This window comes from Mesorhizobium sp. M0496, from assembly GCF_040321205.1.
Lineage (GTDB): Bacteria > Pseudomonadota > Alphaproteobacteria > Rhizobiales > Rhizobiaceae > Mesorhizobium.
This window is the reverse complement of sequence record NZ_JAMYRC010000018.1, coordinates 13,567-38,993: the sequence shown is the minus strand read 5'-3', so window position 1 is coordinate 38,993 and position 25,427 is coordinate 13,567. Positions and strand designations below refer to the sequence as shown.

The 25,427-nt window shown below is 62.9% G+C and carries 26 protein-coding genes; 6 read left to right on the top strand and 20 right to left on the bottom strand.

Annotated elements, in window-relative coordinates:
* The first annotated feature begins 70 nt into the window (after window positions 1–70).
* Window positions 71–475 carry a cupin domain-containing protein gene (locus tag NKI73_RS16925; RefSeq protein ID WP_352631588.1) on the top strand — a complete coding sequence of 135 codons (405 nt, stop codon included), beginning with the start codon at window positions 71–73 and terminating at the stop codon, window positions 473–475.
* A gap of 29 nt (window positions 476–504) precedes the next feature.
* Here the strand turns inward: NKI73_RS16925 and NKI73_RS16920 are convergent, their stop codons facing one another.
* The 6 genes from NKI73_RS16920 to aptA form a co-directional block, all read right to left on the bottom strand.
* Entirely contained in the window at window positions 505–882 is a 378-nt protein-coding gene (locus NKI73_RS16920) for a hypothetical protein (protein WP_352631586.1), read from the bottom strand.
* A 16-nt stretch (window positions 883–898) separates the two neighbouring features.
* Window positions 899–1,270 (bottom strand): hypothetical protein, encoded by a 372-nt coding sequence (locus NKI73_RS16915; protein ID WP_352631584.1) that lies wholly within the window; start codon window positions 1,268–1,270, stop codon window positions 899–901.
* Window positions 1,271–1,272: 2 nt separating this feature from the next.
* A complete protein-coding gene (hydA, locus tag NKI73_RS16910) occupies window positions 1,273–2,724 on the bottom strand; it encodes a dihydropyrimidinase (RefSeq protein ID WP_352631582.1) in 1,452 nt (483 codons plus the stop codon).
* 64 nt (window positions 2,725–2,788) lie between these two features.
* Window positions 2,789–4,039: a Zn-dependent hydrolase gene (locus tag NKI73_RS16905; RefSeq protein WP_352631580.1), complete on the bottom strand. Its 1,251-nt coding sequence runs from the start codon at window positions 4,037–4,039 to the stop codon at window positions 2,789–2,791.
* 3 nt (window positions 4,040–4,042) lie between these two features.
* Entirely contained in the window at window positions 4,043–4,462 is a 420-nt protein-coding gene (locus NKI73_RS16900; RefSeq protein ID WP_352631578.1) for an endonuclease domain-containing protein, read from the bottom strand.
* A 139-nt stretch (window positions 4,463–4,601) separates the two neighbouring features.
* Entirely contained in the window at window positions 4,602–5,930 is a 1,329-nt protein-coding gene (aptA, locus tag NKI73_RS16895) for an omega-aminotransferase AptA (protein ID WP_352631576.1), read from the bottom strand.
* A gap of 227 nt (window positions 5,931–6,157) precedes the next feature.
* Between aptA and NKI73_RS16890 the strand changes: the two genes are divergently transcribed.
* Window positions 6,158–6,793: a TetR family transcriptional regulator C-terminal domain-containing protein gene (locus tag NKI73_RS16890; RefSeq protein ID WP_352631575.1), complete on the top strand. Its 636-nt coding sequence runs from the start codon at window positions 6,158–6,160 to the stop codon at window positions 6,791–6,793.
* Between the two features lie 4 nt (window positions 6,794–6,797).
* On the opposite strand, the gene NKI73_RS16885 is transcribed toward NKI73_RS16890, so the two are convergent.
* Entirely contained in the window at window positions 6,798–7,679 is an 882-nt protein-coding gene (locus NKI73_RS16885; protein WP_352631573.1) for a helix-turn-helix transcriptional regulator, read from the bottom strand.
* Window positions 7,680–7,782: 103 nt separating this feature from the next.
* On the opposite strand from NKI73_RS16885, the gene NKI73_RS16880 reads away from it, so the two are divergent.
* Window positions 7,783–8,628: an SDR family NAD(P)-dependent oxidoreductase gene (locus NKI73_RS16880; protein ID WP_352631571.1), complete on the top strand. Its 846-nt coding sequence runs from the start codon at window positions 7,783–7,785 to the stop codon at window positions 8,626–8,628.
* Window positions 8,625–9,347 carry an SDR family oxidoreductase gene (locus NKI73_RS16875; RefSeq protein WP_352631569.1) on the top strand — a complete coding sequence of 241 codons (723 nt, stop codon included), beginning with the start codon at window positions 8,625–8,627 and terminating at the stop codon, window positions 9,345–9,347. The genes NKI73_RS16880 and NKI73_RS16875 overlap by 4 nt, the downstream gene beginning before the upstream one ends.
* Before the next feature lie 30 nt (window positions 9,348–9,377).
* Here NKI73_RS16875 and NKI73_RS16870 read toward each other — a convergent pair whose 3' ends face one another.
* From NKI73_RS16870 to NKI73_RS16820, 11 genes are all read right to left on the bottom strand, one after another.
* Window positions 9,378–9,671, bottom strand: coding sequence for a hypothetical protein (locus NKI73_RS16870; RefSeq protein ID WP_352631567.1), 294 nt, complete (start codon window positions 9,669–9,671; stop codon window positions 9,378–9,380).
* 27 nt (window positions 9,672–9,698) lie between these two features.
* Complete coding sequence (gene otsB, locus NKI73_RS16865) at window positions 9,699–10,463, bottom strand: trehalose-phosphatase (RefSeq protein WP_352631565.1); 765 nt, start codon at window positions 10,461–10,463, stop codon at window positions 9,699–9,701.
* A complete protein-coding gene (locus tag NKI73_RS16860; protein ID WP_352631563.1) occupies window positions 10,460–12,238 on the bottom strand; it encodes an alpha,alpha-trehalose-phosphate synthase (UDP-forming) in 1,779 nt (592 codons plus the stop codon). Before NKI73_RS16860 ends, otsB begins: the two co-directional genes overlap by 4 nt.
* 149 nt (window positions 12,239–12,387) lie before the next feature.
* Window positions 12,388–14,550, bottom strand: a complete 2,163-nt coding sequence (locus NKI73_RS16855) for an amylo-alpha-1,6-glucosidase (protein ID WP_352631561.1) — start codon at window positions 14,548–14,550, stop codon at window positions 12,388–12,390.
* Between the two features lie 35 nt (window positions 14,551–14,585).
* Window positions 14,586–15,647: a glycosyltransferase family 4 protein gene (locus NKI73_RS16850; protein WP_352631560.1), complete on the bottom strand. Its 1,062-nt coding sequence runs from the start codon at window positions 15,645–15,647 to the stop codon at window positions 14,586–14,588.
* A gap of 110 nt (window positions 15,648–15,757) precedes the next feature.
* Complete coding sequence (locus NKI73_RS16845) at window positions 15,758–16,135, bottom strand: DoxX family protein (RefSeq protein ID WP_352631558.1); 378 nt, start codon at window positions 16,133–16,135, stop codon at window positions 15,758–15,760.
* A 69-nt stretch (window positions 16,136–16,204) separates the two neighbouring features.
* Complete coding sequence (locus tag NKI73_RS16840) at window positions 16,205–16,663, bottom strand: carboxymuconolactone decarboxylase family protein (RefSeq protein ID WP_352631556.1); 459 nt, start codon at window positions 16,661–16,663, stop codon at window positions 16,205–16,207.
* A gap of 20 nt (window positions 16,664–16,683) precedes the next feature.
* The gene (locus tag NKI73_RS16835; protein ID WP_352631555.1) at window positions 16,684–17,193 is read right to left on the bottom strand and encodes an RrF2 family transcriptional regulator; all 510 of its coding nucleotides are present in this window, start codon (window positions 17,191–17,193) and stop codon (window positions 16,684–16,686) included.
* A gap of 107 nt (window positions 17,194–17,300) precedes the next feature.
* The gene (preA, locus tag NKI73_RS16830; protein WP_352604281.1) at window positions 17,301–18,614 is read right to left on the bottom strand and encodes an NAD-dependent dihydropyrimidine dehydrogenase subunit PreA; all 1,314 of its coding nucleotides are present in this window, start codon (window positions 18,612–18,614) and stop codon (window positions 17,301–17,303) included.
* 2 nt (window positions 18,615–18,616) lie between these two features.
* Window positions 18,617–19,981: an NAD(P)-dependent oxidoreductase gene (locus NKI73_RS16825; RefSeq protein ID WP_352631553.1), complete on the bottom strand. Its 1,365-nt coding sequence runs from the start codon at window positions 19,979–19,981 to the stop codon at window positions 18,617–18,619.
* 122 nt (window positions 19,982–20,103) lie between these two features.
* A complete protein-coding gene (locus NKI73_RS16820; RefSeq protein ID WP_352631551.1) occupies window positions 20,104–20,829 on the bottom strand; it encodes a gamma-glutamylcyclotransferase in 726 nt (241 codons plus the stop codon).
* Window positions 20,830–21,001: 172 nt separating this feature from the next.
* On the opposite strand from NKI73_RS16820, the gene NKI73_RS16815 reads away from it, so the two are divergent.
* Complete coding sequence (locus NKI73_RS16815; RefSeq protein ID WP_352631549.1) at window positions 21,002–21,778, top strand: VOC family protein; 777 nt, start codon at window positions 21,002–21,004, stop codon at window positions 21,776–21,778.
* Between the two features lie 82 nt (window positions 21,779–21,860).
* On the opposite strand, the gene NKI73_RS16810 is transcribed toward NKI73_RS16815, so the two are convergent.
* On the bottom strand, window positions 21,861–22,349 hold the full coding sequence (locus tag NKI73_RS16810) for a hypothetical protein (RefSeq protein ID WP_352631547.1): 489 nt from the start codon (window positions 22,347–22,349) through the stop codon (window positions 21,861–21,863).
* A 204-nt stretch (window positions 22,350–22,553) separates the two neighbouring features.
* Here NKI73_RS16810 and NKI73_RS16805 point away from each other — a divergent pair, with 204 nt between their 5' ends.
* A complete protein-coding gene (locus NKI73_RS16805; protein WP_352631546.1) occupies window positions 22,554–22,946 on the top strand; it encodes a DoxX family protein in 393 nt (130 codons plus the stop codon).
* Window positions 22,947–22,973: 27 nt separating this feature from the next.
* On the opposite strand, the gene NKI73_RS16800 is transcribed toward NKI73_RS16805, so the two are convergent.
* The gene (locus NKI73_RS16800) at window positions 22,974–25,400 is read right to left on the bottom strand and encodes a GcvT family protein (RefSeq protein WP_352631544.1); all 2,427 of its coding nucleotides are present in this window, start codon (window positions 25,398–25,400) and stop codon (window positions 22,974–22,976) included.
* Window positions 25,401–25,427: the final 27 nt, after the last annotated feature.

The following is a 25,427-nucleotide window of genomic DNA, read 5'->3' as shown; positions in this document are numbered from 1 at the left end:
TGCGATGTTGTTTTCCACTCGCCCTGTCCCATTGGTCTTGTCCCACTCAATCGACGCCCGGAGTTTCCCGATGTCGCCCAAACCCACTTGTCATCTTATCCGCCCTGAAAGCACTTATGAAGGCAAGCAGGGATTGACCTATTTCGCCGGCATCGCCACAGAGACCGTCGGCTCTTCCGGCATCTGCATGCACGTCCTCACCATGCCGCCCGGCGCTCGTGCCAAGGCACATATGCACGAGAGCCATGAAACGGCGATCTATGTGCTCTCCGGCGAAGTCCATACCTGGTATGGCGACCGGCTCGAGCATCATATCGTCGTCAAGGCCGGCGATCTCTTCTACATTCCCGCCGGCGTGCCGCATCTGCCGGCCAATCTGAGCGGCGCCCCGTCTTCGGCCGTCATTGCCCGCACCGATCCCAACGAACAGGAAAGCGTCGTCCTGTTGCCGGAACTGGATGCGCTGGTCGCCTGAATCCGACTGCATCGATAGGAACTTGCGCGTCATCGGCACCGGGAAACTTCCCCGTACACAGTGCCATCCTCATCCGCGATTACCAGCTTCTTGGCGTTCTTGGGACTGCGCTTGATGGTGAACTGTATCGGCGACTGACCATCCCCGCCGTCTGCCTCGCACATTGACTTCACCACCATCGAACCGTCAGCCTGCGTCTTCTTGTCGGTAAAGGTGCAGGCGTTGGTCGCGGTGATGAATTCCGTAGCGTTCAGCAGCAGCATGTCTTCCGCATAGACTTTCTGGCCGTTCTTGTTGATGCAGCCGGACTTGTTGCCATAGGGCTTGGATAGATCGATGCCCGCCGCCGAGGCTTGGCCCGCAGCCAGCACGAGAACCATCGCGACAGATAGACCAAAACCACGCATGCTCACCCCCAAAACGTCACAAACATGATTGCAGCGGCCCCATTTCCTCAAGGCCGGGGATGGTGACAAAGAAACCATCCTCTCCCTTGTTGGTGACCACGACGGTTTCGACCGTCGTTCCTGCCTCGCCTTCGGCGGAGCAGGTCGAACTGAGCGATTGCGTGCCCAGCATCGGCGTCAGTTGCTGCGCGAACCGGCAGCCGCTGCCATAGGTCTCGATGCCTTCGGCGGTCAGAACGATATAGGCGTCGCTGTCCTGATAACCGGCCTTGACGCCGGCACAGCCGACATCATTGCCCCAGGAGCCGGCCAGCACGCCGCCTGCTGCTGCCGGACCAGCGACACTTGCCGCCAAGACCAACAAAATGAGCGCGGCCGAACGCGCCAAGCTCAAACCCCGGTCGCCGGAATACCGGTGCGTTCCACCTTGCGCGGCGCGGAAATCTCCTTCCACGTCGACAGCGCCCGGTTGATCGCCGCATTCGGCTCGCGGGCGACGAATTCGCCATGGCCGGGCTTGGCCTTGACCTCCGCCTCCTGGATCGACAGTTCGCCACGCGAGAACACGAAGCGCGGCAGGCCGGTCACCTCGAACCCTTCGAAGACGTTGTAGTCGATGACGGACTGCTGCTTCTTTGAGGAAATCTTCTTCTTTCGCTTCGGATCCCAGACGACGATGTCGGCATCCGCGCCTTCGACGATGGCGCCCTTTTTCGGATACATGTTGAGGATCTTGGCGATGTTGGTCGAGGTCACCGCGACGAACTCGTTCATCGTCAGGCGGCCAGTGTTGACGCCAGTCGTCCACAGCACCGGCATACGATCTTCCAGTCCGCCGGTGCCGTTCGGGATCTTGGTGAAATCGCCGACGCCGTTGCGCTTCTGCTTGGTGGTGAAGGCGCAATGGTCGGTCGCCACCACCTGCAGCGAGCCTGCCTGCAGTCCGGCCCACAGCGAGTCCTGGTGCAATTTGTTGCGGAAAGGCGGGCTCATCACCCGGCGCGCCGCATGGTCCCAGTCCTTGTCGAAATACTCGCTCTCGTCGAGCGTCAGGTGCTGGATCAGCGGCTCGCCGAACACCCGCATGCCCTTCTGCCGCGCGCGGCGGATCGCCTCATGGCTCTGCTCGCAGGAGACATGCACGACATAGAGCGGCACGCCGGCCATGTCGGCGATCATGATGGCGCGGTTGGTCGCCTCGCCTTCCACCTCCGGTGGACGCGAATAGGCGTGGCCCTCGGGCCCATTGTTGCCGGCGGCAAGCAGCTTCTGCGACAGGGCCGCAACCACGTCGCCATTTTCGGCATGCACCAGCGGCAGCGCGCCAAGGTCGGCACAGCGCTGGAACGACGCATACATCTCGTCGTCGTCGACCATCAGCGCGCCCTTGTAGGCCATGAAATGCTTGAACGAGGTGATGCCCTTGTCGACGACATCAGCCATCTCGTCGAACACCTGCTTGCCCCACCAGGTGATCGCCATGTGGAAGGAGTAGTCGCAGGACGCCTTGGAGGTCTTGTTGTCCCACATCTGCAAGGCTTCGAGCAGCGACTGCTTCGGCGCCGGCAGGCAGAAATCGACCACCATCGTCGTGCCGCCGGCAAGGGCTGCCCGCGTGCCGGATTCGAAGTCATCGGCCGAATAGGTGCCCATGAACGGCATTTCGAGATGGGTATGCGGGTCGATGCCGCCCGGCATGATGTAGCAGCCGGTGGCGTCGAACTCGTGGTCGCCATGCAGGTCCGAACCGATGGCGACGATCTTGCCGTGGCTGAACAGCACATCGGCCTTCCAGGTGCGGTCGGCGGTGACGATGGTGCCGTTCTTGATGACTTTGGTCATTTTCTGTTCCCTTGTTCTCTTCGCGCTTCTTTGCGAGCGGCGTTTGGAAGGTAGATTTCTGAGTTCACTCCACGATGACAGCCGTCTCCACCACCGCGTGGAACAAAACATCGGCGCCGGCCGAGGCCCACTCCTTGGAGATTTCCTCGGCCTCGTTATGGCTCAGCCCGTCGACGCAGGGGCACATCACCATGGCGGTCGGCGCAACGCGGTTGATCCAGCAGGCGTCATGGCCGGCGCCGGAAACGATGTTGCGGTGGGAATAGCCGAGGCGTTCGGCGGCATCGCGGATCGCCTTGACGCAACCGGCATCGAAGGTGACCGGATCGAAAGCGCCGACCTGTTCGATCTCGTAGCGGATGTCGAGCGCATCGCAGATCGTATCGATGCCCTCGCGGATGCGGCCGTCCATGGCATCCAGCACTTCCTTTTCCGGCGAGCGGATGTCGATGGTGAAGACGGTGCGCCCGGCAATGATGTTGCGCGAGTTGGGATAGACCTCCATGTGGCCGACCGCGCCGACGGCGTCGGGCTGGTAGTCCATGGCGATCTCGTGCACCAATTCGATCACCCGCGCCATGCCGAGCCCGGCATTGCGGCGCTTGGGCATCGGCGTCGAACCGGTATGCGCTTCCTTGCCGGTCAGCGTCACCTGCAGCCACTTCAAACCTTGCCCGTGGGTGACGACACCGATGTCGATGCCCTCGTCCTCGAGGATCGGTCCCTGCTCGATATGCAATTCGAAGAAGGCGTGGATCTTGCGGTCACCGACTTTCTCCGTGCCCTTCCAGCCGATGCGTTCGAGCTCCTCGCCGAATTTTTTCCCCTGCTTGTCGGTGTGCCCGTAGACATCGGCCTGGTCGAGCACGCCGGCGAAGACGCCCGACGCCATCATCGCCGGAGCGAAGCGCGCGCCTTCTTCATTCGTCCAGTTGGTGACGACGATCGGATGTTTGGTCTTGATGCCTAGATCATTGAGCGAGCGCACCACTTCAAGCCCGCCCAGCACGCCAAGCACGCCGTCATACTTGCCGCCGGTCGGCTGCGTATCGAGATGGCTGCCGACATAGACCGGCGGCAGGCTGGGGTCGGTGCCTTCGCGGCGGGCAAACATCGTGCCCATTTCGTCGACGCTCATTTCGAGCCCGGCCGCATCGCACCAGCGCTTGAATAGATGCCGGCCCTCGCCGTCCTCGTCGGTCACGGTCTGGCGATTGTTGCCGCCGGCAATGCCTGGGCCAATCTTCGCCATTTCCATGATGGAATCCCACAAACGGTCTGAATTAATTCGCAGATTCTCACCGGGTGCGGCCATGCTCTAAAACCTCATCGATTGCGATTCGCCGGCGTCCCCCTCCCCCTCGAGGGGAGGGTGGCCGCGAAGCGGTCGGGTGGGGTCGGCTGACATATGCTCAACCTTCCCCTTGACCACCTGCGCGACATGCCAAGCGCTGTTTATGACATCGGGCTCGTCAACACGGAAGACATCGAACCCGAGTGAGCGCAGATAGGCATCACGAACAGCATCGTGCCGCTTGCCGTTCTCGTGTTCGTGCAGATCACCGTCGACCTCAACGATTAGCTTCACCGCGAGGCAAGCGAAGTCGACGATGTAAGGCCCAATCGGGCACTGACGGCGAAACTTGATGCCGCTCGACTTCAGCTCCCGCAGTTCATACCACAGCAGGGATTCGCCCTTGGTCGCGTGAACTCGAAGCGCACGCGCCTTCTGGCGCATTTCGAAGCTCACGCGGGTACGGGGCATCACGAGCGACCTCGCAGCAAAAGATCAGGTCGGCGCACTGTCGCACCGACCCCACCCGACCGCTTCGCGGCCACCCTCCCCTCGAGGGGGAGGGATATCCGCGCCCAGTTCTTCAATCGATCGACCTCAGCACATCGCGCACATGGTCGATCAATTCATTGATCTGGCCCTTGGTGATGATCAGCGGCGGCGACAGCGCGATGATGTCGCCGGTGGTGCGGATCAGCGCGCCGCGCTCGAACGCCTTGACGAAGGCCGAGAAGGCACGCTTGGTCGGCTGGCCGGCGATCGGCGCCAGCTCGATCGCACCGATCAGGCCGATGTTCCTGATGTCGATGACGTTCGGCTCGCCCTTCAGCGAATGCAGTGCGTCTTCCCAGTACGGCGCCAACTCCTCGCCGCGAGTCAAAAGGCCCTCTTCCTTGTAGGTGTCGAGCGTGCCGAGTGCCGCGGCACAGGCAATCGGGTTGCCCGAATAGGTGTAGCCGTGGAAGAACTCGATCATGTGCTCGGGGCCGGTCATGAAGGCGTCGTGGATTTCTTTCTTCACGAACACCGCGCCCATCGGGACGACGCCGTTGGAGACGCCCTTGGCGGTGGTCATGATGTCGGGCGTGACGCCGAAATAGTCGGCGGCGAACGGCGTGCCGAGGCGGCCGAAACCGGTGATGACCTCGTCGAAGATCAACAGGATGCCGTGCTTGGTGCAGATCTCGCGCAGCTTCTCAAGATAGCCCTTCGGCGGCAGGATAACACCGGTGGAGCCGGCGACCGGCTCGACAATGACAGCGGCGATGGTCGAGGCGTCATGCAGGGCGACGATGCGCTCCAGCTCGTTAGCGAGTTCCGCGCCATGTTCCGGCACGCCCTTGGTGAAGGCGTTCTTTTCCGGCAGATGCGTGTGCGGCATGTGGTCGACGCCGCCGAGCAGCGTGCCGAACATCTTGCGGTTGGTGACGATGCCGCCGACAGAAATGCCGCCGAAATTGACGCCGTGATAGCCACGCTCGCGGCCGATCAGACGGGTGCGCGAACCCTCGCCTTTAACGCGGTGATAGGCGATCGCCATTTTCAGCGCTGTCTCGACCGATTCCGAACCGGAATTGGTGAAGAAGACATGATCCATGCCCTTGGGCGCGAGGTCGACCAGGCGGTTGGCCAGTTCGAACACGATCGGATGGCCCATCTGGAAGGCGGGCGCATAGTCGAGCTCGGCGGCCTGGTGCTGGATCGCTTCGGTGATCTTCGGCCGGCAATGGCCGGCATTGACGCACCACAGGCCAGCGGTGCCGTCGAGCACCTTGCGGCCGTCGCTGGTCGTGTAATGCATGTCCTTGGCGGACACCATCATGCGCGGCGCCTGCTTGAACTGCCGGTTTGCCGTGAACGGCATCCAGAATGCGCTGAGATCGTTCGGCGTGACTTTCAGCCGGTTGGACATGACCAAGACTTCCCCTTGTAACCTGTTTCGGTGCGCCCAACGCTTGGTCTTTGCTGCGTTTTCATGCTACGCAAATTTTTGACCGATTGGACAAACGTTAGCACCGCCCTGTCGGCGGTCAAGGGATTACTAGCGGAAATGCGGCACCTGAAGTGCGTTCCACAGGCTAGGGAAAAACTGGTCCAGAGAATTGGTCCAGATGACCCTCAACACGAGGGCTTGCAACGGTGACCACCGGCACGGACGCCCCTCGCCGCACCCGCATCCAGCAGGAAAAGCGCGAACTCATCCTGGAGGCGGCGCTCGAAGTGTTCTCCACCAACGGTTTCCGTGGCTCGACCATCGACCAGATCGCCGAAGCCGCCGGCATGTCGAAGCCGAACCTGCTCTATTATTTCCGCCGCAAGGAAGACATCCACGAGACGCTGATGCAGCGCCTGCTCGACACCTGGCTGGCGCCGCTGCGCGAACTCGACGACATCGGCGATCCGCTGACCGAATTGCGCAGCTATATCAGACGCAAGCTGGAGATGGCGCGCGATTTCCCGCGCGAGAGCCGGCTGTTCGCCAACGAGATTCTGCAAGGCGCGCCGCGCATCATGCCGCTGCTGGCCGGCGAACTGAAGACGCTGGTCGACGAGAAGGCCGCCGTCATGAAGGGCTGGATGCGCGCCGGCAAGATCGCCCGCACCGACCCCTGGCACCTGATCTTTTCGATCTGGGCAACGACGCAGCATTATGCCGATTTCGACGTCCAGGTCCGCGCCGTGCTCGGCCCGAACCGCGACGGCGACGGCCGCTTCGAGGACGCGGCAAGATTTCTCGAGCAGTTGTTCTTGGATGGGCTGAAGCCGAAAGGCTGACGCCTCAGGCGCTGCGCCGCTCAGCTGGCAGCGCGTCCAGCAGTGTCTGCAGCTTGGCGACCGAATTCTGCTCGGCAAGCGGCGTGTAGACGATCAGCTTCATGTCCGAGCCGTCGCCGATCGACAGGCTCATATGCTCGAAGGTCATGGCGCCCGCGCTCGGGTGCCGGACATGCTTTACTCCCGACAGTCGGTGCGCGACGTCGCGCTGCGGCCACCAGGCGCGAAATTCGGGGCTCGAGCGCGTCATCAACTCGATCAGCCGCTCGAAATCCGGATCGCCGACATACCGGGCGCTCGCCGCCCGGAACGAGGCCAGCACGGTGCGCGCCAATTCCTCCCAGTCGACCAGCAGGCGCCGGTGGTGCGGGCTGGTGAACACCATGTGGACGATATTGCGGGCGTCACCCTCCAGCAGGCCATAATCACCGAACACCGCGACGGCCGCCGGGTTCCAGGCCAGCACGTCCCAGCGCCGCCCGACCACATAGGCCGGCTGCAGCACCAGGCTTTGCAGCATGTGCAGCAACGGACCATCGACCTTTTCCGGCGCCGCGGCACGGCGCTCCGGCTGCTGGCGGTCGGCAAGGATGAACAAATGCTGTCTTTCGGCCGCGTCGAGGCGCAGTGCCTCGGCGAGCGCGGTCAGCACCTCAACCGAGGGCCTGACCTCGCGCCCCTGCTCCAGCCATGTGTACCAGGTCGTGCCGACGCCGGCGATCATCGCCACCTCCTCGCGGCGCAAGCCCGGCGTGCGCCGCCTGAGACCAGTCGCGATGCCGGTGGCCGAGGGCGTCAGCCTTTCGCGTCGCGAGCGCAGGAAGGCGCCGAGTTCGCGCCGGCGGCTGTCTTCAGCGGAGTGTGTGGGAGCAGCGTGGGACTCCATGTGCCTATTATAGCAGTATTGATACCAGGATAAAGTTTGAACTGTTTGACGCGCGCCAACTGTCCCATCTTCCGTTCAGAGCAACAGAACGGAGGCTCCGAACATGGAACTCAAAGACAAGACAATCCTCATCACCGGCTCAACTGACGGCGTTGGCCGCGTCGTCGCGCAACGGCTCGGCGCCGCTGGCGCCCGGGTGCTGGTTCACGGCCGCGATGCGACGCGCGGCAAGGTTGTTATCACTGAGATCGAAGCCGCCGGCGGCAAGGCCGAGCTGCTGGTCGCCGACCTCTCTTCTCTGGCCGAGGTCCGCCGCCTTGCCGAGGCGGTGCGTGCCAGGACCGACCGGCTCGACATCCTCATCAACAATGCCGGCATCGGCACGGCGGGCCAAGGCGCCAAAAGGCAAGTCAGCGCAGACGGTTACGAACTGCGCTTCGCAGTCAATTATCTCGCCGGTTTCCTGCTCACCAGCGAGCTCCTTCCATTGCTGAAGGCGAGCGCTCCGGCACGCATCGTCAACGTCGCCTCGGCCGGGCAGCAAGCGATCGACTTCGGCGATGTCATGCTGACCCGCTCGTATGACGGCGTGCGTGCCTATTGCCAGAGCAAGCTGGCGCAGATCCTGTTTACCGTCGACCTGGCTCAGGGGCTGAAAGGCACCGGCGTCACCGTCAACGCACTGCATCCGGCGAGCTACATGAACACCACCATGGTTCGGCAGGCAGGCGTGACGCCTTGGAACTCGGTCGAAACCGGCGCCGACGCCATCCTCAACCTCGCCACGTCACCCGCGCTCGACGGCAAAAGCGGCCTCTATTTCGACGGCCTGCGGGAATCCCGTGCCGACGCCCAGGCCTATGACGCCAAGGCAAGACAACAGTTGCGAGCCTTGAGCCTCGACCTCATCGGCCCGGCCTCACCAACATCGAAGGAACAGCGTTCATGACCAAGGCAATCCAGCACACCGTTATCATCGGCGGCTCGTCCGGCATCGGCTTGGCGACGGCGCGCAAACTGCTTGGCCCCGGCATGAAGGTGACCATCACCGGGCGCAACGAAGAGAAGCTGAGGAGCGCGTGGAAAAGCCTTGGCGGCGCTGCCGACAAGGCTGCTTTCGATGCCGCGAAGCCGGACGAGGTCAGCGGGTTCTTCGAGCGCCTTGGCCCTTTCGACCATCTGGTACTGGCCGCCAGCGGCGGCAAGGGTCTTGGCCCCTTCCCCACGCTTGACCTGACCGACATCGGCAGCGGCGTCGACGAGAAAGTCCGCCCGCAGCTGTCTTGCTTGCAGGCCGCTTTGCCGACTCTGAACAAGGCCGGATCTGTCACCTTCATCTCAGCGGTATCGGCCCAACTCGCAACGCCCGGCGTCGCCGGCATCGCCGCCATCAATGGCATGCTGTTGACCGTGGTGCCGATCCTGGCGATGGAACTGAAGCCCTTGCGCGTCAATGTCGTTGCGCCCGGCGTCATCGACACGCCCTGGTGGGATTTTCTGGCCGAGGAGCAGAGGCAGGCGCTGTTTGCCGACTATGCCGGCAAGACCCCGGTCGGTCGCGTCGGCCGCGCCGAAGACGTCGCCAGCGCAATCGCCTTTCTCGTCTCCAACGGCTTCATGACCGGTCAGGTGCTGACCTGCGACGGCGGCCTGCGGTTTGCGGCGTAGCGATCGTCCGCCGCCGAAAGGCTTTCACCCTCAATTGGCTTTCCTTGGACCGCGCTGCATGTCCTCCTCGTCCATGGAGCTGTCGCCGGCCGGTCTTGCGGCATCTGAAGTGGGCTTTCCCGGAACATAGGAATAATCAGCCGTGTCGGCTCCATACATCTTGTTGTCGATCGCCTCTTGCCAGTTGTAGTCCGCATCGGACGGTGAAACGTCGGCGGTCCCATGGCGGGAGGAGCGAGAATGAAGCCAACTCGGCGTGATCTCTCGAACCAATTCTGCAAAGCGTCCCATCGAAGCCGTTCCTTTCCTTGCCGTTTCCAGCATGCGCGATCGCGGTTGCGCCGGCTGGACCTAAAGTTGACCTCTCAGCCAGGCGAGCGTCTCGGTAACGCCGGCAAGCCCGTACCGCGCGGCGGTATACGCTGGTGGCTTCACCCGTATCGATATGCCGCCGGCATCGTTGATGGCTTCGAAGCCGTTTTCGTCCGACGTGTCGTCGCCCAGGAAGACCGGGCGGCGGCCTGTGAATGGCGCGATGTCCATGAAACGCCGGATCGCGGCGCCCTTGGCTGCCTCGAGCGGCAGCAACTCCACACCGGCATTGCCGGCAACCACCCGGTAGCCCTTCGGCAGGACGGCCAGCGCTTGCTCGACAAGCTGCGTGGCGCGGGGGAGCAGGTGCGGGGCGGCGCGCGTGTGGATGGCCAGCACCCGACCTTTGCGCTCGATATAGACCTGCCCACGACCGAACTCGGCCTCGATCTCCTCGGCAAGAGCGGCAATATCCGCCGGCTCGTCCGCGATTTCGACGTCGTCGTCCGGCAGGAGCCTGTGTTCCAGGCCATAAAGCCCGGCTGCGCGCAGCTTCAAAGGCTGAAACAACTGGTCAACGACCGCAACGGAGCGGCCTGTGATGAAGGCCAATGCCCCGTTCAACTTGTGATCCAGGCCTTGCAGCAAAGAGCGAAGCTCGGCGCTGACCGAAACGGCGTCCGGATGTTCGGCATGCTCCAGCAGGGTGCCATCGATGTCGAGGAACAGCGCCCATTCGCCAGTCAGCAAGGGCTGCGGCTTTTGCAGGGTCTCGCTCACAGCCTTTTGCAGGATTTCGCTCATGATAGTGCCACCCGTTTGCGCTCGAACATGGAGACGACATTGTCGATGCCTGACGGCCGGTCGCCAGCACCGGTTACCCGATCTAGGTCGCCGCGCTTGCGCAAGCGTGCCGCGTCCAGAAGCATGCTGCCGGCCCAGCGATAGACATTGTTGTCGCGGACTATCTGCCGCATGGGCCGCATGCGTTCGCGCTGTTCGTCTGAAGTCATGGTCAGCGCCTGCAGCAGCGCTTCGCTCATCATGGCGGCGTCGTAGGGGTTGACGATCAGCGCTTCCAGCAATTCGCGCGAGGCACCGGCGAATGTGCTGAGCATCAAGACGCCCTGTTCGTCGTCGCGCGCCGCGACGAATTCCTTGGCGACCAGGTTCATGCCGTCATGCAGGCTGGTGACCATGCAAATGTCGGCGGCCCGATAGATCTCATAGACCCGTTCCTGCGAATGGTGTTCGGCCACCATGATCACCGGACTGTAGCCTTCGCTGCCATAACGCTGGTTGAGTTCTTCGGCATAGCGGCGGCATTCGTCATGGAGCAGCTTGTAGGCCGGGAGCGTGCCGCGGCTGGGGGCCGCGATCTGGAGGAAAACCAGTTTTCCGATCCATTCAGGGTATCGCTTGAACAATTCGTCCAGCGCGTGAAAACGATCCAGAATGCCCTTGGTATAGTCGAGACGCTCGACCCCGACGGCCAGCTTCACATCCGCTTTCAGTCCGAACCTGTCGCGCAGGCGGGCGCGGCAGTCGTCGACGTCTGGCAATTTTGCCAGAAGGTCCGCCGGCCATTCTATGGAAATGGGATAGGCGTGCACCAGCGTCGTCTGCCCACCATAGGAGATGGCCGCATCGGCACGCTCGATGCGGCTTTCCAGGAAGCGATCGACGCTTTCGGTGAAATTGTTGGCATGGAACTGGGTGTGGAAGCCGATGATCGAGCTGCCGAGCAGTCCCTCGAGAATGCGTTCACGCCACGGACAGATGCTGTACACTTCCGAGTTCGGCCACGGGATGTGCCAGAAGGTGATGACGATCGCTTCGGGCAGGCGCTCCCGGATCATGCGCGGCAGCAGCGCGAAGTGGTAATCCTGGACCAGCACGATCGGCCGCTCGTTGCGGGCTTCGGCCACCACCGTGTCGGCGAACTTCCGGTTGGCGGCTTCGTATGCCTCCCAGTCCGAGGCGCGAAAAATCGGCCGTGTGAAGGCTATATGGCAGAGCGGCCAGAGGCCCTCATTGGCGAAGCCGAGGTAGTAGCCCTGATATTCTTCCTCCGTCAGCCAGACCCGGCGCAGCGTGTAGGACGGATTGCTGGGCGGCACCTGTATCCGGTCGTCCTCGTCGACCATCAGCCGGTCCGCCGTGCCGCCGCCATAGGCGATCCAGGTGCCGGCACAAGCGCGGGTGATCGGCTCAAGCGCCGACACCAGTCCGCTGGCCGGCACGAGCAACTCGACGCCATTGTCCTTTGCGTTGTGGATGTACGGTTCGCGGTTGGAGACCACGATGACCTGCGCATCGGGCAAATCATCGGCCAGGATCTTGCGCAATGTTTCGGGCGACCATGTTACAAGGGCCGCATCGGCCGATTGGCCGTTCTTTTCGAACTCCCGTATCACCTTGCGCGCCGCTTCCGCAGCCACGTCCTCGCCGGCCGGATGTGCGACCGCCGGGGGGGGACTGCGACGCTGGCGCGATATGGAGAAGAAAACGGCAAGAGCGGAAAGACCGAGGCTCGCAAGGATCAGAACCCAGAGCAGGTCCGCACCGTAGTTTGTCATTGGAATGTCAACTCGCCTCCGGCCGTTCGGCGGCCTTTTTTGTTCGTGTTTCCGATTTAAAACTGTCCGGTGGCGACATGGTCGCCGTCCGATCATGTGCTTTTGCAACGCACAAAGCCGGGATCGGTTCCCGGCCAATTTGGCTCAGATCATGTTCTGACTACGAGCGGCACCAGTCCTTCATGGCGATCGGCGAGGAAAGCGACGACCCTGTCGCCGACGCGCTGGAAACTGAGATCGACCACTCTTTCGCCGACGCCCAGGTGCCGCAGCGTGAGCGTATCGATGCCGATCGGCAGCCTGGGACGGGTAACGCGGATTTCGCCATCCCAACCGTCTATCTCCAGGCCAAGGCAGGCTTGCATCAGCATGAAGGCGGAGCCCGCCGACCAGGCTTGCGGCAGGCAGGCGACGGGATAGGCGATCGGTGCTTCGCCCGGTGCGCGGGTAAAACCGCAGAACAGTTCGGGCAACCGCATATTGAAATGGACCGCGGATTCGAACGTGCCGCTCATCAGGCGGACCACACTTTCACGCTCGCCATAGCGCGCCAGGCCGGCACCGCACATGGCGGTGTCATGCGGCCAGATCGAGCCATTGTGGTACGACATCGGGTTGAAGAACACGGCATCGTCGGCGAGCGTCCTCAGCCCCCAGCCGGAATGGAAGGAGGCCGAAACCAGCTGATTGGCGACCATCTGCGCCCGCTCCAGCTCGGGCAATCCGACAAAGAGGAGATGGCCCGCATTCGAGGTCCGCACTTTGCAGGGCTCTCCGGCACCATCGATCGCCAGGGCATAGAAGCCGAGATCGTCGAGCCAGAAATCGCGTTCCACCGCGACCCGCATGGCCTCGGCGCGGTCCTCCCAGTGAGCGGCCTTGTCGTCCTCGCCGCGGCGACGGGCAAGTGCGGCCAGCCCCCGGAAGGCGGCAAAGACATAGCCTTGCACCTCGACGAGCGCGATCGGGCCCTTGGGAATGCGGCCATCGGCATGAAAGACGGAATCGAAACTGTCCTTCCATCCCTGGTTGGCGAGGCCGGACTCGGCGGCCCGCTGATAGGTGACGAATCCGGTCTCGCGGCCCGCCTCCTCCGTCCATTCGGCCGCAGCGCACAGCGACGGCCACAGGCTGTCGATGAACGCCATGTCACCGGTACGATCGGCATAGGCACAGGCGAGATGGATGTAGAGCGGCGTCGTGTCGACGCCGCCATAGTAGCGGCCGAAAGGAAGCTCGCGCAGCGCCGCCATCTCGCCCTTGCGCGTCTCGTGCATGATCTTGCCCGGCTGCGAATCGCTGAACGGCGACGTCTCCGTCGCCTGGTGCTGGGCAAGGAAGGCCAGCACGCCCCGCGCCAGGCCTGGATTGAGCCAGAGCATCTGCAGCGCTGAAATGACGCCGTCGCGGCCGAACGCCGTCGAGAACCAGGGGATGCCGGCATAGGGATAGGGTCCGGTCGCCAGTTCGGTGGTCAGCAGCGCGACATCGGCGCGGGCGCGCTCGACCCAGTCGTTGAAGACGCGACCGGAACTGTGCACCGTGGCGCCGTGGCGGCGCTTGGCCCGCATGCCAAAGCGGGCCCTGGCGGCGGCGGCGCGGAAACGGTCGCGATCGGGCGGATCCGTCATCTCGGGGCCGATCTCGATATACAGCACATTGCTGCTGCGCTTGGTTACGGCGATCAGGAAATCCGCGCGCTCGGCTGTCAGTTGATCCGGTGCTTGCGAGAACGATATCGCCGATGTGCGCACCAGCCCGTCCAACCCGTCGTAGCGCAACAGGACGGATGTGGCATCCATCTCGGCCACATGGGCCAGTCCGCGCTTCAGCCGCGTCGAGCCGCGCACTTCGAACATATCGCGGAAATCGGCGGCAAAGTGCAGGGAAACGCCGATTGTCGAAGTTTCCCGACTGTAGTTGGAAAGGGTGATGCGTTCGAACAGCCTGTCCTGCCAAAGCAGCCTGGTGCGTTCGATATGAATCGCGCCCTGCGGAATGTCGCGACCGCTGGCGCTCAGTATCGGCAGATTGGTCAGGTTGGCGGTGAACAAGACATTGTCCTGGCTGAGCGAGGCGCCAAGCAGCGATGTCGGCCTGCCGCCGACGGTCAGCCGGAATTCGGAGAGCACCCGTGTGTCGTCGCGGAAGAAACCGTCGCCGGCGCCGCGTATGTCGCCATAGGCATCGGCAACCGCAAAGCAGTCGGCCTGCTTGAGCGCAAACAGCCGGTGCGGCTCACGAGGTGCGGTCGCGTCGAGCGATGCAAGCGCTACGGCGGGATCGAGCTGGCGCTCATCGAGTTGGGTCATCCGTTACAGATCCTGTCGTTCGTTCCCGTCGCTGTTCACGACGCCTTCGCTTCGCCCGGGAGACCGATCAGCCGCGCATAGGCGGCCAGGTAGTCGCCGGCCATTCTTCTGACGGAAAACCGTTTTTCGAAGACGGTTCTCACGGTCCGCCTGTCGAGCCGCAGCAAGTCCGGCACCGCGGCGACGGCGCCATCCATTGTGTCGGCAATAAAGCCGGTGACGCCTTGATCGATGATCTCAGGCAGTGCGCCGCAATTCCAGGCGATCACCGGCGTGCCGCAGGCCATCGCCTCGATGGCCGCAAGGCCGAACGGCTCCGGCCAGTCGATAGGGAACAGCAGGCCGGCTGCGTTGCCGAGAAATTCCGCCTTCTCACCCTCCTCGATCTCGCCGACAAAGTCGATCCGATCGCCGTCGATCAAAGGCTCGATCGCTTCGTGGAAAAAAGCGCGGTCATCGTCGCCGATCTTCGCCGCAAGTTTCAGCCTGAGCCCCGAGCGCAAGGCGATCTCGATGGCGCGATCCGCGCGCTTGTCGCGTGAAAACCGGCCAAGGAAGGCAAGATAAGGTTCTTCCGCCGTCGTCTCGAAAGTCGGTTCGTAGATGCCGGTCGGCAGTCCGTGATGGATTGTTGCCAACCAGTTGGCGCGGGCAAGGCCGGTTTTCTGGCTGTGCGAAATGGAAATCATCGGGAAGCGTGGGAAACGCTCATAGGCCGGCGCCAGGTCGACATAATCCAGCCTGCCATGCGGCGTCGTCACCGTCCGCTCCGCCATGTCCTCGAAGAAGGAAAAATGCAGGAAGTGGCTGAGGTGGAAATGGATGACGTCGAACTCTCGCGCCCGTTTCCGCACCTGCGCAAGCATCGAAAGATGCGCCGCGATCTCGGATTTGAGCGGACGCGGATCGAGGCGTAGCGCGCATTCCCGGCCAGCCACCAGCTTTGCGGAGGTCTGGCTATCCCCGCTCGCAAATAGCGTCACCTCATGGCCCAGGTCGACCAGCGCTTCGGTCAGATACGAGACGATGCGTTCGGTGCCGCCATAAAGCCTGGGTGGCACCGATTCATACAGCGGCGCGACATGGGCAATTTTCATATTTCATCCCGGGATGCTCGGCATACAGGTGCGAAATGCGTCAACCGCTCGATTGGTTCCGATTTAATGATCGATACTGGCGGCGCCACAGTGCCGCAGTCGCTATGGCGTCAAACAGATTGCGCGATCAGCGACAGGAAACCGCCACTCAGCGCGACATTGCCGACAAAGCCATTGATGCGCGACGCGCGATCCGGGCCCTGATGATCCCAGAAATTGTGGAACATCGGCGTGGCGACGATGAGGAATACCAGCAGTACCGCCGCAGCGATTGCCGTCCACAGGCCCGCGATCACCAGCATGCCGGCAGCGACCTGAAGCACGATGCCGAGCCACAACACCAACCGCGCCTGTGGCACGCCGCGCGCGGCCATCAACTGGGTCAGGAAGGCCGCGTTCTGGATGTTGCGCAGGCCGGCGAAAACGAAGGCGCCGCCGAGCAACAGGCGGCCCAGGAACAACAGGGTCGAAGGCAAATCGGCAGGCATCAAACGCTCCCTTTGAAAAGCAGTGGGAGCGCCGCCTCTCGACGGCACTCCAAAACCAAATCCGGACAATCAGGCAGCCTTGGCCGCCGGCATCGGATGGAGGGCCTGAAACGGGACGCAGAGCCGGTTCCAGGTGTTGATCATGCCGAGCGCGACAGACAGCTTGACCAATTCTTCTTCCGAGAAATGCTCAAGTGTCCTTGCATAGAGTTCGTCCGGCACGCCGTTGTTGGCGATCAGGGTCACCGCCTCGGTCCAGGCCAAAGCGGCGCGTTCACGCTCGGAAAACAGCGGCGATTCCTTCCACGCCGAGACGAGGTAGAGCCGCTGCTCGGTCTCGCCGTCACGCCTCACCTCGCGGCTGTGCATCTCGACGCAGAACGAGCAGCCATTGATCTGCGACGCCCGCAATTTGATCAGGTGCAGCAGGCTTTCCTCGAGCCCACATTCGTCCACCGCCTTGTTGAGCGCCGACACCGCCTTCATGATCTCCGGCGCCTTGGCGAAAAATTGCAGCCTCTGCTTCATCTTGATGTCCTTTACGCTTGCTAGGTTGAACTGGGTTTCTGCGGCCGCTGATGGCGCGCCACGAAGGCGCAGCCGGCTGCCACCGAACGCGGATCGGCATCGGTCATGTATTCCGAAACGATGTCGGACAGCTTCGCCTCGGCGAGTGCCGCGCGATAGGCCTTCTCGGCCTTCAGCATCGCGGCATTGATGCCACAGGGTTTGACATAGGCAGAAGCGTCGAGCCTGACCGGACCGTTGCGGCGGATCTCGCCGCAACGGAAAGCCGGTTCGCGCCCTTCGACCGCCAGCACGATATCGAGCAGCGAAATCCGCTCGGCCGGCCGCGCCAGCCGGTAGCCGCCAGCCGGCCCCGAGACCGATTCCAGGATGCGCGCCGCGCTCAGCATGTTGAGATGCTTCAGGAGATAGCTCGGCGACAGGCCAAAGGCCTCCGCCATGGCAGATGCCGCCATGGTGCTGTTGCCTTCGACACCGGCCAGCATGGCAGCGCAGTGGATGGCTGCCTCAACGCCCTCGCCCAGCTTCATTGGGTGGATCTCCTAATCATGGATATATATTATCGTGGATAATTTTTATCTGCAATAGGAAAATGAAAAAACGGCGTCCGAAGGCGCCGTTTTTGTCGAACGGCTCGCTACTCCGCGGCCACCTTGGCCATCGGATTGTTCGGGTGCGTCGTCCAGTTGGCGTAGATCGGCGACACCGGCTTGCCGGTGCGCTGATCCATCACACCGACGGCCAGCGGCTCCATGGTGATGCAGTTCTCGACCGGGCAGACATTGACGCAGAGGTTGCAGCCAACGCATTCGGCCTCAATCACCTCGAAATGCCTGACGCCGTCGACCATGCTGGTGATCGCCTGGTGCGAGGTGTCCTCGCAGGCGATGTGGCAGCGGCCGCATTTGATGCAGGCGTCCTGGTCGATATGCGCCTTGGCGACGTAGTTGAGGTTGAGATACTGCCAGTCGGTGACATTGGGCGTGGCGCGGCCGACGATGTCGTCGAGCGAGGCATGGCCCTTCTCGTCCATCCAGTTTTCGAGGCCGGCGATCATCTCCTGCACGATCTTGAAGCCGTAGGTCATCGCCGCCGTGCAGACCTGCACATTGCCGGCGCCGAGCGCCATGAACTCGGCCGCATCGCGCCAGGTGGTTATGCCGCCGATGCCGGAGATCGGCAGGCCGTGGGTTTCGGGATCGCGCGCGATCTCGGCCACCATGTTCATGGCGATCGGCTTCACCGCCGGGCCGCAATAGCCGCCATGCGAGCCCTTGCCGTCGATGGTCGGCTGCGGCGCGAAGCTGTCGAGATCGACGCCGGTGATCGAGTTGATGGTATTGATCAACGACACCGCGTCGGTGCCGCCCGCGTGTGCCGCGCGCGCTGGCTTGCGCACATCGGTGATGTTGGGCGTCAGCTTGGTGATGACAGGCATGCGGGTGTTCTGCTTGCACCAGCGCACCACCATTTCGATATATTCCGGCACCTGGCCGACGGCGGCACCCATGCCGCGCTCCGACATGCCGTGCGGGCAACCGAAATTGAGCTCGATGCCGTCGGCTTCGGTCTCCTCGACCACCGGCAGGATCGCCTTCCAGGCCTCCTCAACGCAAGGCACCATCAGCGAGACGACGATGGCGCGGTCGGGCCAGTCCTTCTTGACCTGCTTGATCTCGCGCAGATTAACCTGCAGGTCGCGGTCGGTGATCAGCTCGATGTTGTTGAGGCCGAGCAGGCGCCGGTCGGCGCCCCAGATCGCGCCGTAGCGCGGACCGTTGACGTTGACCACCGGCGGGCCTTCCTCGCCCAGCGTCTTCCACACCACACCGCCCCAGCCCGCCTTGAAGGCGCGGATAACGTTATAGGCCTTGTCGGTCGGCGGCGCCGAGGCCAGCCAGAACGGATTGGGCGATTTGATGCCGACGAAATTGTTGCGGATATCTGCCATGCTCATGCCCTCCCGTTCGAGGTCAGTGCCCGATTGATGCTCTCCGCTGCGTCGCGGCCTTGCGCCACGGCAGAGACGGTCAGGTCGTCGCCACCGAAGATGCAGTCGCCACCGGCCCAGACATGGGCGAGCGAAGTGCGCCCTTCCGCATCGACCTTGATGCGGCCGGCCTCGAGGTCGATCGACGCGCCGCTGCCGTTGAGTGCTGCCGGCACAAAGCTCTGGCCAATCGCCTTGAACACCTGGTCGGCAACAAGCGTAAGCCGCTCGCCGGTGCCGGCAAGCTTGTCGCCGTTCATGGCGGTGTATTCGAGTTCGACGCCCGACACCTTGCCGCCTTCGACAATGACCCGCTTCGGCTGCAGCCAGTGGCGGATGGTGACGCCATTGGCGGCCGCCAGATCCTGTTCGAACTCGGAAGCGTTCATGTGCTCCTGGCCGCGCCGGTAGCAGATGGTCACCTCCTCGGCGCCGAGCAGCTTCGACTGCACGGCCGCGTCGATCGCCGTCATGCCGCCGCCGATGACGACGACGCGGCGGCCGACCGGCAGGCCGGAAAGGTCACTTGCCTGGCGCAGCTCGGCAATGAACTCGACCGCATTGATGACGCCGTCCGCGTCCTCGCCATCGGCGCGCAACGCATTGACACCGCCGAGCCCCATGCCGAGAAACACCGCGTCGTAATTGCGGATCAGGTCGGAGAGTTGGTAGTCGCGGCCGAGCGCCTTGCCGTTCTGGATATCGATGCCGCCGATCGCGGTCACATAGTCAACTTCCGCCTGGGCGAAATTATCGACGCTCTTGTAGGCGGCGATACCGTATTCGTTGAGACCGCCGGCCTTCGGGCGCGCCTCCAGTATGGTCACATCATGGCCACGGCGTGCGAGCCGATGCGCGGCGGCAAGGCCGGCCGGCCCGGCGCCAACCACGGCGACCGACTTGCCGGTCGGCTCGGCACGCGGATAAAACTGCTTGTTCTCGCTCATGGCGACATCGGTGGCGTAGCGCTGCAGGCGGCCGATCTGCACCGGCTTGCCTTCCGCGATCTCACGCACGCAGACTTCCTCGCACAGCGTCTCTGTCGGGCAGACGCGGGCGCACATGCCGCCCAGAATGTTCTGGTCGAAAATGGTCTTGGCCGAACCGATCGGATTGCCGGTCGAGATCTGGCGGATGAACAGGGGAATGTCGATCGAAGTCGGGCATGCATTCATGCACGGCGCGTCGTAGCAGAAATAGCAGCGGTCGGATTCGACTAGCGCCTCATGGTGGTCGAGCGGCGGGTGCAGGTCGGAAAAATTGTCCGCATACTGGTCGGCCGAGAGCCTGCCGCCTGCAATGCCTTCCCTAAACTGGCCTTCTGGCATCGTCAGTTCCCTTATGTTTTCGTTTTGGGAAAGGCTAGCACGTTTTATTTTTTTATCAATTGGTCAATTTTTGGCGCAAGTCGCTGAAAAGGCTGGATATTAACATGAATTTTTTACTCATGTTATTGCGGTTGCAGCGCGAGCGAATGGTCGGGCTCAAGTCCACAGCCATGAATAACCCTGACCTCGTTCGCGACCAGTTGCTGCAACCGCCACAGGTTGCGATCGTGGATGCCGAATGCTTCGAGATGGCTGACCGTGTTGTAGAGATATTCGGCGCCGGACCCGATATGACCGCAAGCTCTGGCCAGCACGCTCGCCACTTTGTCCAGCGGCTGGTTCAGCGACGTTCCCCTGCCCTTCACGCCGACCCAGAAGCCAAGCGCGCGCAGCGCGCCTTGCGACGTATGCACCGGCAGCCACCTGACCGTGTCGATGCTTTCGTGGTCGCTGATCTCGCGCCGCAGCAGCCTTTCGATCTGCGCCGGTTTTTCGCCCTCCGGCATACGATAGATCACCCCATTGCACCGGCCGCCCCGCTCGAGCGCCATCATCAAACCCGGCTGCTCGGCGCTGCCGCGCCAGCGCACCATGTCGAGGCAGAAAGAGCGGTGCCAGCCAAAGGCGGTGGCGAGCTGTTGCTCGACCGACTCGAATTCCGGCTTCCAGATCAGCGACCCGTAGGCGAACACCCAAAGCGGCCCCTCGTCGGCTTCACCGGACAGCCGCAGGGCAAGGGCCCGGAAATCCTCGTCGTTCAACTCCGTCCAGCTTGGATCCGGACCGGGATCGGCCTCTTCCCGATGGCACAGTGCGACAAGCTCCGGCGTGAGCGACATCAAGCGCATGGACGACAACCCCTCATGACCACAGAAAAATCGAAAACCGACGGGCGCGCAACCGGGGAACGCTTGGCATGCAGAGACATTGTTGTTCGGGCGGCTGTCGGATTTCGGTCGTGAGGATCGTCCTAGGATGGATCGGACGACGATCGATGCATGAAAGGTGAGGAGACCGAAAATGCCAAAAACCCCGATGCCCTTCTTCTGGTACGAATTGATGACCACAGATCTCGACGCCGCCGAGGCGTTCTACCCCAAGGTGGTCGGCTGGACGGCGCAGCCTTTCGACAAGGCTCCCGGCATGCCACGCTATGTCGTCATGAATGTCGGCGAGCGCGGCGTCGCTGGCCTGATGACGATGCCCGAGGATGCCGCCAAGATGGGTATGCCGCCCGCCTGGCTCGGCTATATCCACACCAGCGATGTCGATGCCTCGACGGCATCGCTGGAAAAAGCCGGCGGCACCATTCACCGCCAGCCCGACGACATTCCGGGCGTCGGCCGCTTTGCCGTCGTCGCCGACCCGCAGGGTGCTACCTTCATGTTCCTGCAGCCGAACGGCCCCGAACAGCCTGTTGTGCCGGCCAGCACGCCCGGCCATATCGGCTGGCACGAGCTTTACACGTCGGACTGGAAGGCCGCGTTCGATTTCTATTCAGGCCAGTTCGGCTGGGTCGATGCCGGCGATTTCGACATGGGCCCGATGGGCATCTACCAGACCTTCACGGCCGGCCCCGAATCCGGTGGCGGCATCATGAACAAGCCGGAGCAAATCCCGGTCCCGGTCTGGCAGTTCTATTTCAATGTTCCGGCCATCGACGCTGCCGCCAAACGCGTGACCGACAATGGCGGCAAGATCCTGATGGGTCCGATGGAGGTCCCAGGCGGCAGCTGGGTTGTCCAGTGCCAGGATCCGCAAGACGCTCATTTCGCATTGATGGCGCCCGTACGCTGACGGCGATAAACACCGCAGGAACAAAGCGCCGGCCCTTCATCGCAGCACTGAGGAAGGGCCGCATTCCTTAGGTTGGCGCCAACTATTCCGGCGCCAGCACCGCGACTTTCAGGTCAGCCTTTTTCGCGCCGCTGAACTGGACGGTGGCCGGGCCGGCGGCAAGCTTGAAACGCACACTCTTGCGGATGCCGGGGCAGGTTTTCACGCCGCTATAGCCCGCCGACTTGACGGCGTTGCCGTCCTGAATGACATCGATCCAGGCGTCGCCCGAGAGGCTGATCTGGATTGCTCCTTCAGGCGGCACCTCCACGGTGGCCACAGCACCGAATGTGCCAGATGCCGGGGCACGTTCGGGCGGCACCTCGAAACCAGCCTTCTCGACCGGAACCAGCGCAAGGTCCGCGGCGGCACCCACCGCCAGCGTCGCTCCGGAAGGCGTTGCGGATGCTGCGGCAAACAGCGCCTGTTCCCGTGTCACCGGCCACCTGAACGCCTCACAGCCGGCGTCCTCGGCCATGGCGAGGCTGGAGCTTGCAAGGATTGCGAATAGGCCGATGACGATTTTTTTCATGGCAAAGGAAACCCACATGTTTCGAAATAGCCGCATATCAATACAACCATAGCGATACAAATGCAACCCTGGCGAGAAAAATATGAGGTGAGACCGGGGAACAATTCTAGTCACCGATTGTTGATGGCGGAGCAAGGGAAGTGAGTGGTCCAACGCCGGGAGATAATTTATGGCCGGTCCGGGAAGGCTAAGATGGAGTTTTAGATGAAGCTTTTTGAAAGCCTCGCCAAATACCAGCCGCAAGCTCTGGGCGTGTTGCGTATCATCACGGCGCTGCAGTTCATCGAACACGGCAGCCAGAAATTGTTCAATTTTCCCGTCGGCGACCAGCCCCATGCGCTCACTGGGCTGACGCTCGCCGCTGGCGTCCTCGAATTCGCCGGCGGCATCCTGCTGGCGCTGGGGCTGTTGACCCGGCCGATCGCGTTCCTTCTGGCCGGCGAAATGGCGATCGCCTATTTCATGGCGCACATGCCGCGCGACTTCTTCCCCGTCAACAATGGCGGCGATTCAGCGATCTCGTTCTGCTTCATCTTTCTTTATCTGGTGTTTGCAGGCGCCGGCGCCTTCGCGCTGGACAATCGCCGTAGCACCTGACTCCAAAAGAAGGATGCGTGCCTGATTTCAAGCGCGCATCCGTTCGAAATTGGCGTCGAACAGCGCCGCCGGCTGCATGCGCGCCGCATGGCGTTTGCCCAGCAACTCGATCTCGAACCCGTCGCTCTCATCGGCGATCTCTTTCGGCACATAGCCGACGGCGACGGATTTTTTCGAGTGATGCGCGTAGCCGCCCGAGGTCACCCAGCCGCGCACGGCGCCGCCGAACCAGATCGGCTCGTCGCCGATGACGTCGGCGTCGTCGGCATCGACGATGAAGGCACGCAGGCGCAGCTTACCGCCCTGCTTGCGCTCGGCGAGCGCCGCGGCCTTGCCGATGAAGTCGGCCTCCTTGCCATAGGCGACGAAACGGTCGAGCCCGGCCTCGAGCGGCCCGTAGATCGGTCGGTATTCGCGCGCCCATGAGCCGTAGTTCTTTTCCAGCCGCAGCGCGTTGAGCGCGCGCGAGCCGAACAGGCCGATGCCGAATTCCTCGCCGGCGGTCATCAGGGCCTGGAACGCGGCGCGCTGATACTCCGGCGCCACCCACATCTCGTAGCCGAGATCGCCGGTATAGCTGACGCGGCCGACCAGGCACGGCGCCATACCGATGTCCATCCTGCCGATGGCCATGAATGGAAACGCCGCATTGGACACATCGGAGCGCGTGGCTTTTGCCAGCACATCCCGCGCCTTCGGCCCGGCGATCGATAGGCCGGTCAGCTTGGCGCCCAGCGCCTCGATACGAACCGAGCCGTCGTCAGGCAGGTGCTTCTCGAACCAGCGCATATGGTATTGCTCGGCGATGCCGGAGCCGGCGAGGAACCAGCCGTCCTTCCCCAGATTGGCCAGCGTGAAATCGCCGATCAGCCTGCCATCCTCCTTCAGCATCGGCGCCAGCGTCATGCGGCCGGGCTTCGGCAGCTTGCAGGCAAGCATCCGGTCGAGCCAGGCGGCCGCACCCTCGCCCGTCACCTTGTATTTGGCGAAACTCGAAATCTCGGACAGGCCGACACCGTCGCGAACGGTCGCGACCTCCTTGGCCACCTGCGTGAAATCGCTCGAGCGGCGCCACGAGAACTCGTCCTTGACGCCCTCCGGCGCGTACCAGAGCGGCACCTCCAGCCCATAGGCGACGCCCCATTGCGCGCCTTTGGCCGACAACAAATCATAGATCGGCGTCGTCTTCAGTGGCCGCCCGGCCGGCAGTTCCTCATTGGGAAAGCGGATCGAGAACCGCCTGGAATAGTTCTCGCGCACCTTGGCGTTGGTGTAGGCCATCGTCGCCCAGTCACCATAGCGCGCGACATCCATCGCCCATATGTCGGCGCCGGGATCGCCTTCGATCATCCAGTTGGACAGTGCCAGCCCGACGCCGCCGCCCTGTGAAAAGCCGGCCATGACGCCGCAGGCAACCCAGAAGCCCGGCAGCCCGCGCACCGGCCCAACCAGCGGGTTGCCGTCCGGCGCGAAGGTGAAAGGCCCGTTGATGATCTGCTTGATGCCGGTGTTCTGGAAGGCCGGGAAATGCCGGAACCCGACCTCCAGCGACGGTGCGATGCGGTCGATATCGGGCGCCAGCAGTTCGTGGCCGAAATTCCACGGCGTCTGGTATTCGGACCACGGCTTGTTGGCCTTCTCATAGGTGCCCATCAGCATGCCGCCGCGCTCCTGGCGCAGATAGAGTTCGCCGTCAAAGTCGACCGCGTGGATGATTTCGGTGCCGGTCTTGGCGTTCCAGGCAGCGACCTCCGGCATGTCCTCGGTGATCAGGTACATGTGCTCCATCGCCAGCACCGGAAGCTCCAGTCCAACCATCCGGCCGACCTCGCGCGCCCACAGGCCGCCGGCATTGACGACATGCTCGGCCACCACCTCGCCCTTGTTAGTGATGACGCGCCACATCCCGTCAGGACGCCGCACAATGTCCTCGACCTTGGTGAAGCGTTCGACCTCGGCGCCCAGTTTCCGCGCCGCCTTGGCATAGGCATGGGTGACGCCGGAGGGATCGAGGTGGCCGTCCTCCTTGTTCCTGACGGCGCCGACGAATTGCTTGGGGTCGAGCAGCGGCATCAACTCGGCCGCCTCGTTGGCGGAGATTTCCTCAAGCTCGATGCCGAGATAGCGACCCTTGGCGACGACGCCGCGCAGCCAGTCCAGCCGCGCCTCGGTCGCCGCCAGAAGCACGCCACCGGTTAGATGCACGCCGGTCGCCTGGCCGGAAAGCTCCTCGATCTCCTTGTAAAGATTGATCGTATATTTCTGGAGCTTGGCGACGTTGGGGTCGCCGTTGATGGTGTGCATGCCGCCGGCGGCGTGCCAGGTCGAGCCCGAGGTCAGCTCGTCTCGCTCCAAAAGGACGACATCGGTCCAGCCGTGGCGGGCCAGATGGAACAGCACGGAGCACCCGACGACACCGCCGCCAATGACCACGACCTTTGCATGCGATTTCATGGATTTTTCTCTGATATCAGTGAGTTG

What these genes read in the sequence shown, in the direction of transcription:
- NKI73_RS16925 (WP_352631588.1), top strand. Translation starts at nt 71, where the DNA reads ATGTCGCCCAAACCCACTTGTCATCTTATCCGCCCTGAAAGCACTTAT.
- NKI73_RS16920 (WP_352631586.1), bottom strand. Translation starts at nt 882, where the DNA reads ATGCGTGGTTTTGGTCTATCTGTCGCGATGGTTCTCGTGCTGGCTGCG.
- hydA (WP_352631582.1), bottom strand. Translation starts at nt 2,724, where the DNA reads ATGACCAAAGTCATCAAGAACGGCACCATCGTCACCGCCGACCGCACC.
- NKI73_RS16905 (WP_352631580.1), bottom strand. Translation starts at nt 4,039, where the DNA reads ATGGCCGCACCCGGTGAGAATCTGCGAATTAATTCAGACCGTTTGTGG.
- NKI73_RS16900 (WP_352631578.1), bottom strand. Translation starts at nt 4,462, where the DNA reads ATGCGCCAGAAGGCGCGTGCGCTTCGAGTTCACGCGACCAAGGGCGAA.
- aptA (WP_352631576.1), bottom strand. Translation starts at nt 5,930, where the DNA reads ATGTCCAACCGGCTGAAAGTCACGCCGAACGATCTCAGCGCATTCTGG.
- NKI73_RS16885 (WP_352631573.1), bottom strand. Translation starts at nt 7,679, where the DNA reads ATGGAGTCCCACGCTGCTCCCACACACTCCGCTGAAGACAGCCGCCGG.
- NKI73_RS16880 (WP_352631571.1), top strand. Translation starts at nt 7,783, where the DNA reads ATGGAACTCAAAGACAAGACAATCCTCATCACCGGCTCAACTGACGGC.
- NKI73_RS16875 (WP_352631569.1), top strand. Translation starts at nt 8,625, where the DNA reads ATGACCAAGGCAATCCAGCACACCGTTATCATCGGCGGCTCGTCCGGC.
- NKI73_RS16870 (WP_352631567.1), bottom strand. Translation starts at nt 9,671, where the DNA reads ATGCTGGAAACGGCAAGGAAAGGAACGGCTTCGATGGGACGCTTTGCA.
- otsB (WP_352631565.1), bottom strand. Translation starts at nt 10,463, where the DNA reads ATGAGCGAAATCCTGCAAAAGGCTGTGAGCGAGACCCTGCAAAAGCCG.
- NKI73_RS16860 (WP_352631563.1), bottom strand. Translation starts at nt 12,238, where the DNA reads ATGACAAACTACGGTGCGGACCTGCTCTGGGTTCTGATCCTTGCGAGC.
- NKI73_RS16855 (WP_352631561.1), bottom strand. Translation starts at nt 14,550, where the DNA reads ATGACCCAACTCGATGAGCGCCAGCTCGATCCCGCCGTAGCGCTTGCA.
- NKI73_RS16850 (WP_352631560.1), bottom strand. Translation starts at nt 15,647, where the DNA reads ATGAAAATTGCCCATGTCGCGCCGCTGTATGAATCGGTGCCACCCAGG.
- NKI73_RS16845 (WP_352631558.1), bottom strand. Translation starts at nt 16,135, where the DNA reads ATGCCTGCCGATTTGCCTTCGACCCTGTTGTTCCTGGGCCGCCTGTTG.
- NKI73_RS16840 (WP_352631556.1), bottom strand. Translation starts at nt 16,663, where the DNA reads ATGAAGCAGAGGCTGCAATTTTTCGCCAAGGCGCCGGAGATCATGAAG.
- NKI73_RS16835 (WP_352631555.1), bottom strand. Translation starts at nt 17,193, where the DNA reads ATGAAGCTGGGCGAGGGCGTTGAGGCAGCCATCCACTGCGCTGCCATG.
- preA (WP_352604281.1), bottom strand. Translation starts at nt 18,614, where the DNA reads ATGGCAGATATCCGCAACAATTTCGTCGGCATCAAATCGCCCAATCCG.
- NKI73_RS16825 (WP_352631553.1), bottom strand. Translation starts at nt 19,981, where the DNA reads ATGCCAGAAGGCCAGTTTAGGGAAGGCATTGCAGGCGGCAGGCTCTCG.
- NKI73_RS16820 (WP_352631551.1), bottom strand. Translation starts at nt 20,829, where the DNA reads ATGCGCTTGATGTCGCTCACGCCGGAGCTTGTCGCACTGTGCCATCGG.
- NKI73_RS16815 (WP_352631549.1), top strand. Translation starts at nt 21,002, where the DNA reads ATGCCAAAAACCCCGATGCCCTTCTTCTGGTACGAATTGATGACCACA.
- NKI73_RS16810 (WP_352631547.1), bottom strand. Translation starts at nt 22,349, where the DNA reads ATGAAAAAAATCGTCATCGGCCTATTCGCAATCCTTGCAAGCTCCAGC.
- NKI73_RS16805 (WP_352631546.1), top strand. Translation starts at nt 22,554, where the DNA reads ATGAAGCTTTTTGAAAGCCTCGCCAAATACCAGCCGCAAGCTCTGGGC.
- NKI73_RS16800 (WP_352631544.1), bottom strand. Translation starts at nt 25,400, where the DNA reads ATGAAATCGCATGCAAAGGTCGTGGTCATTGGCGGCGGTGTCGTCGGG.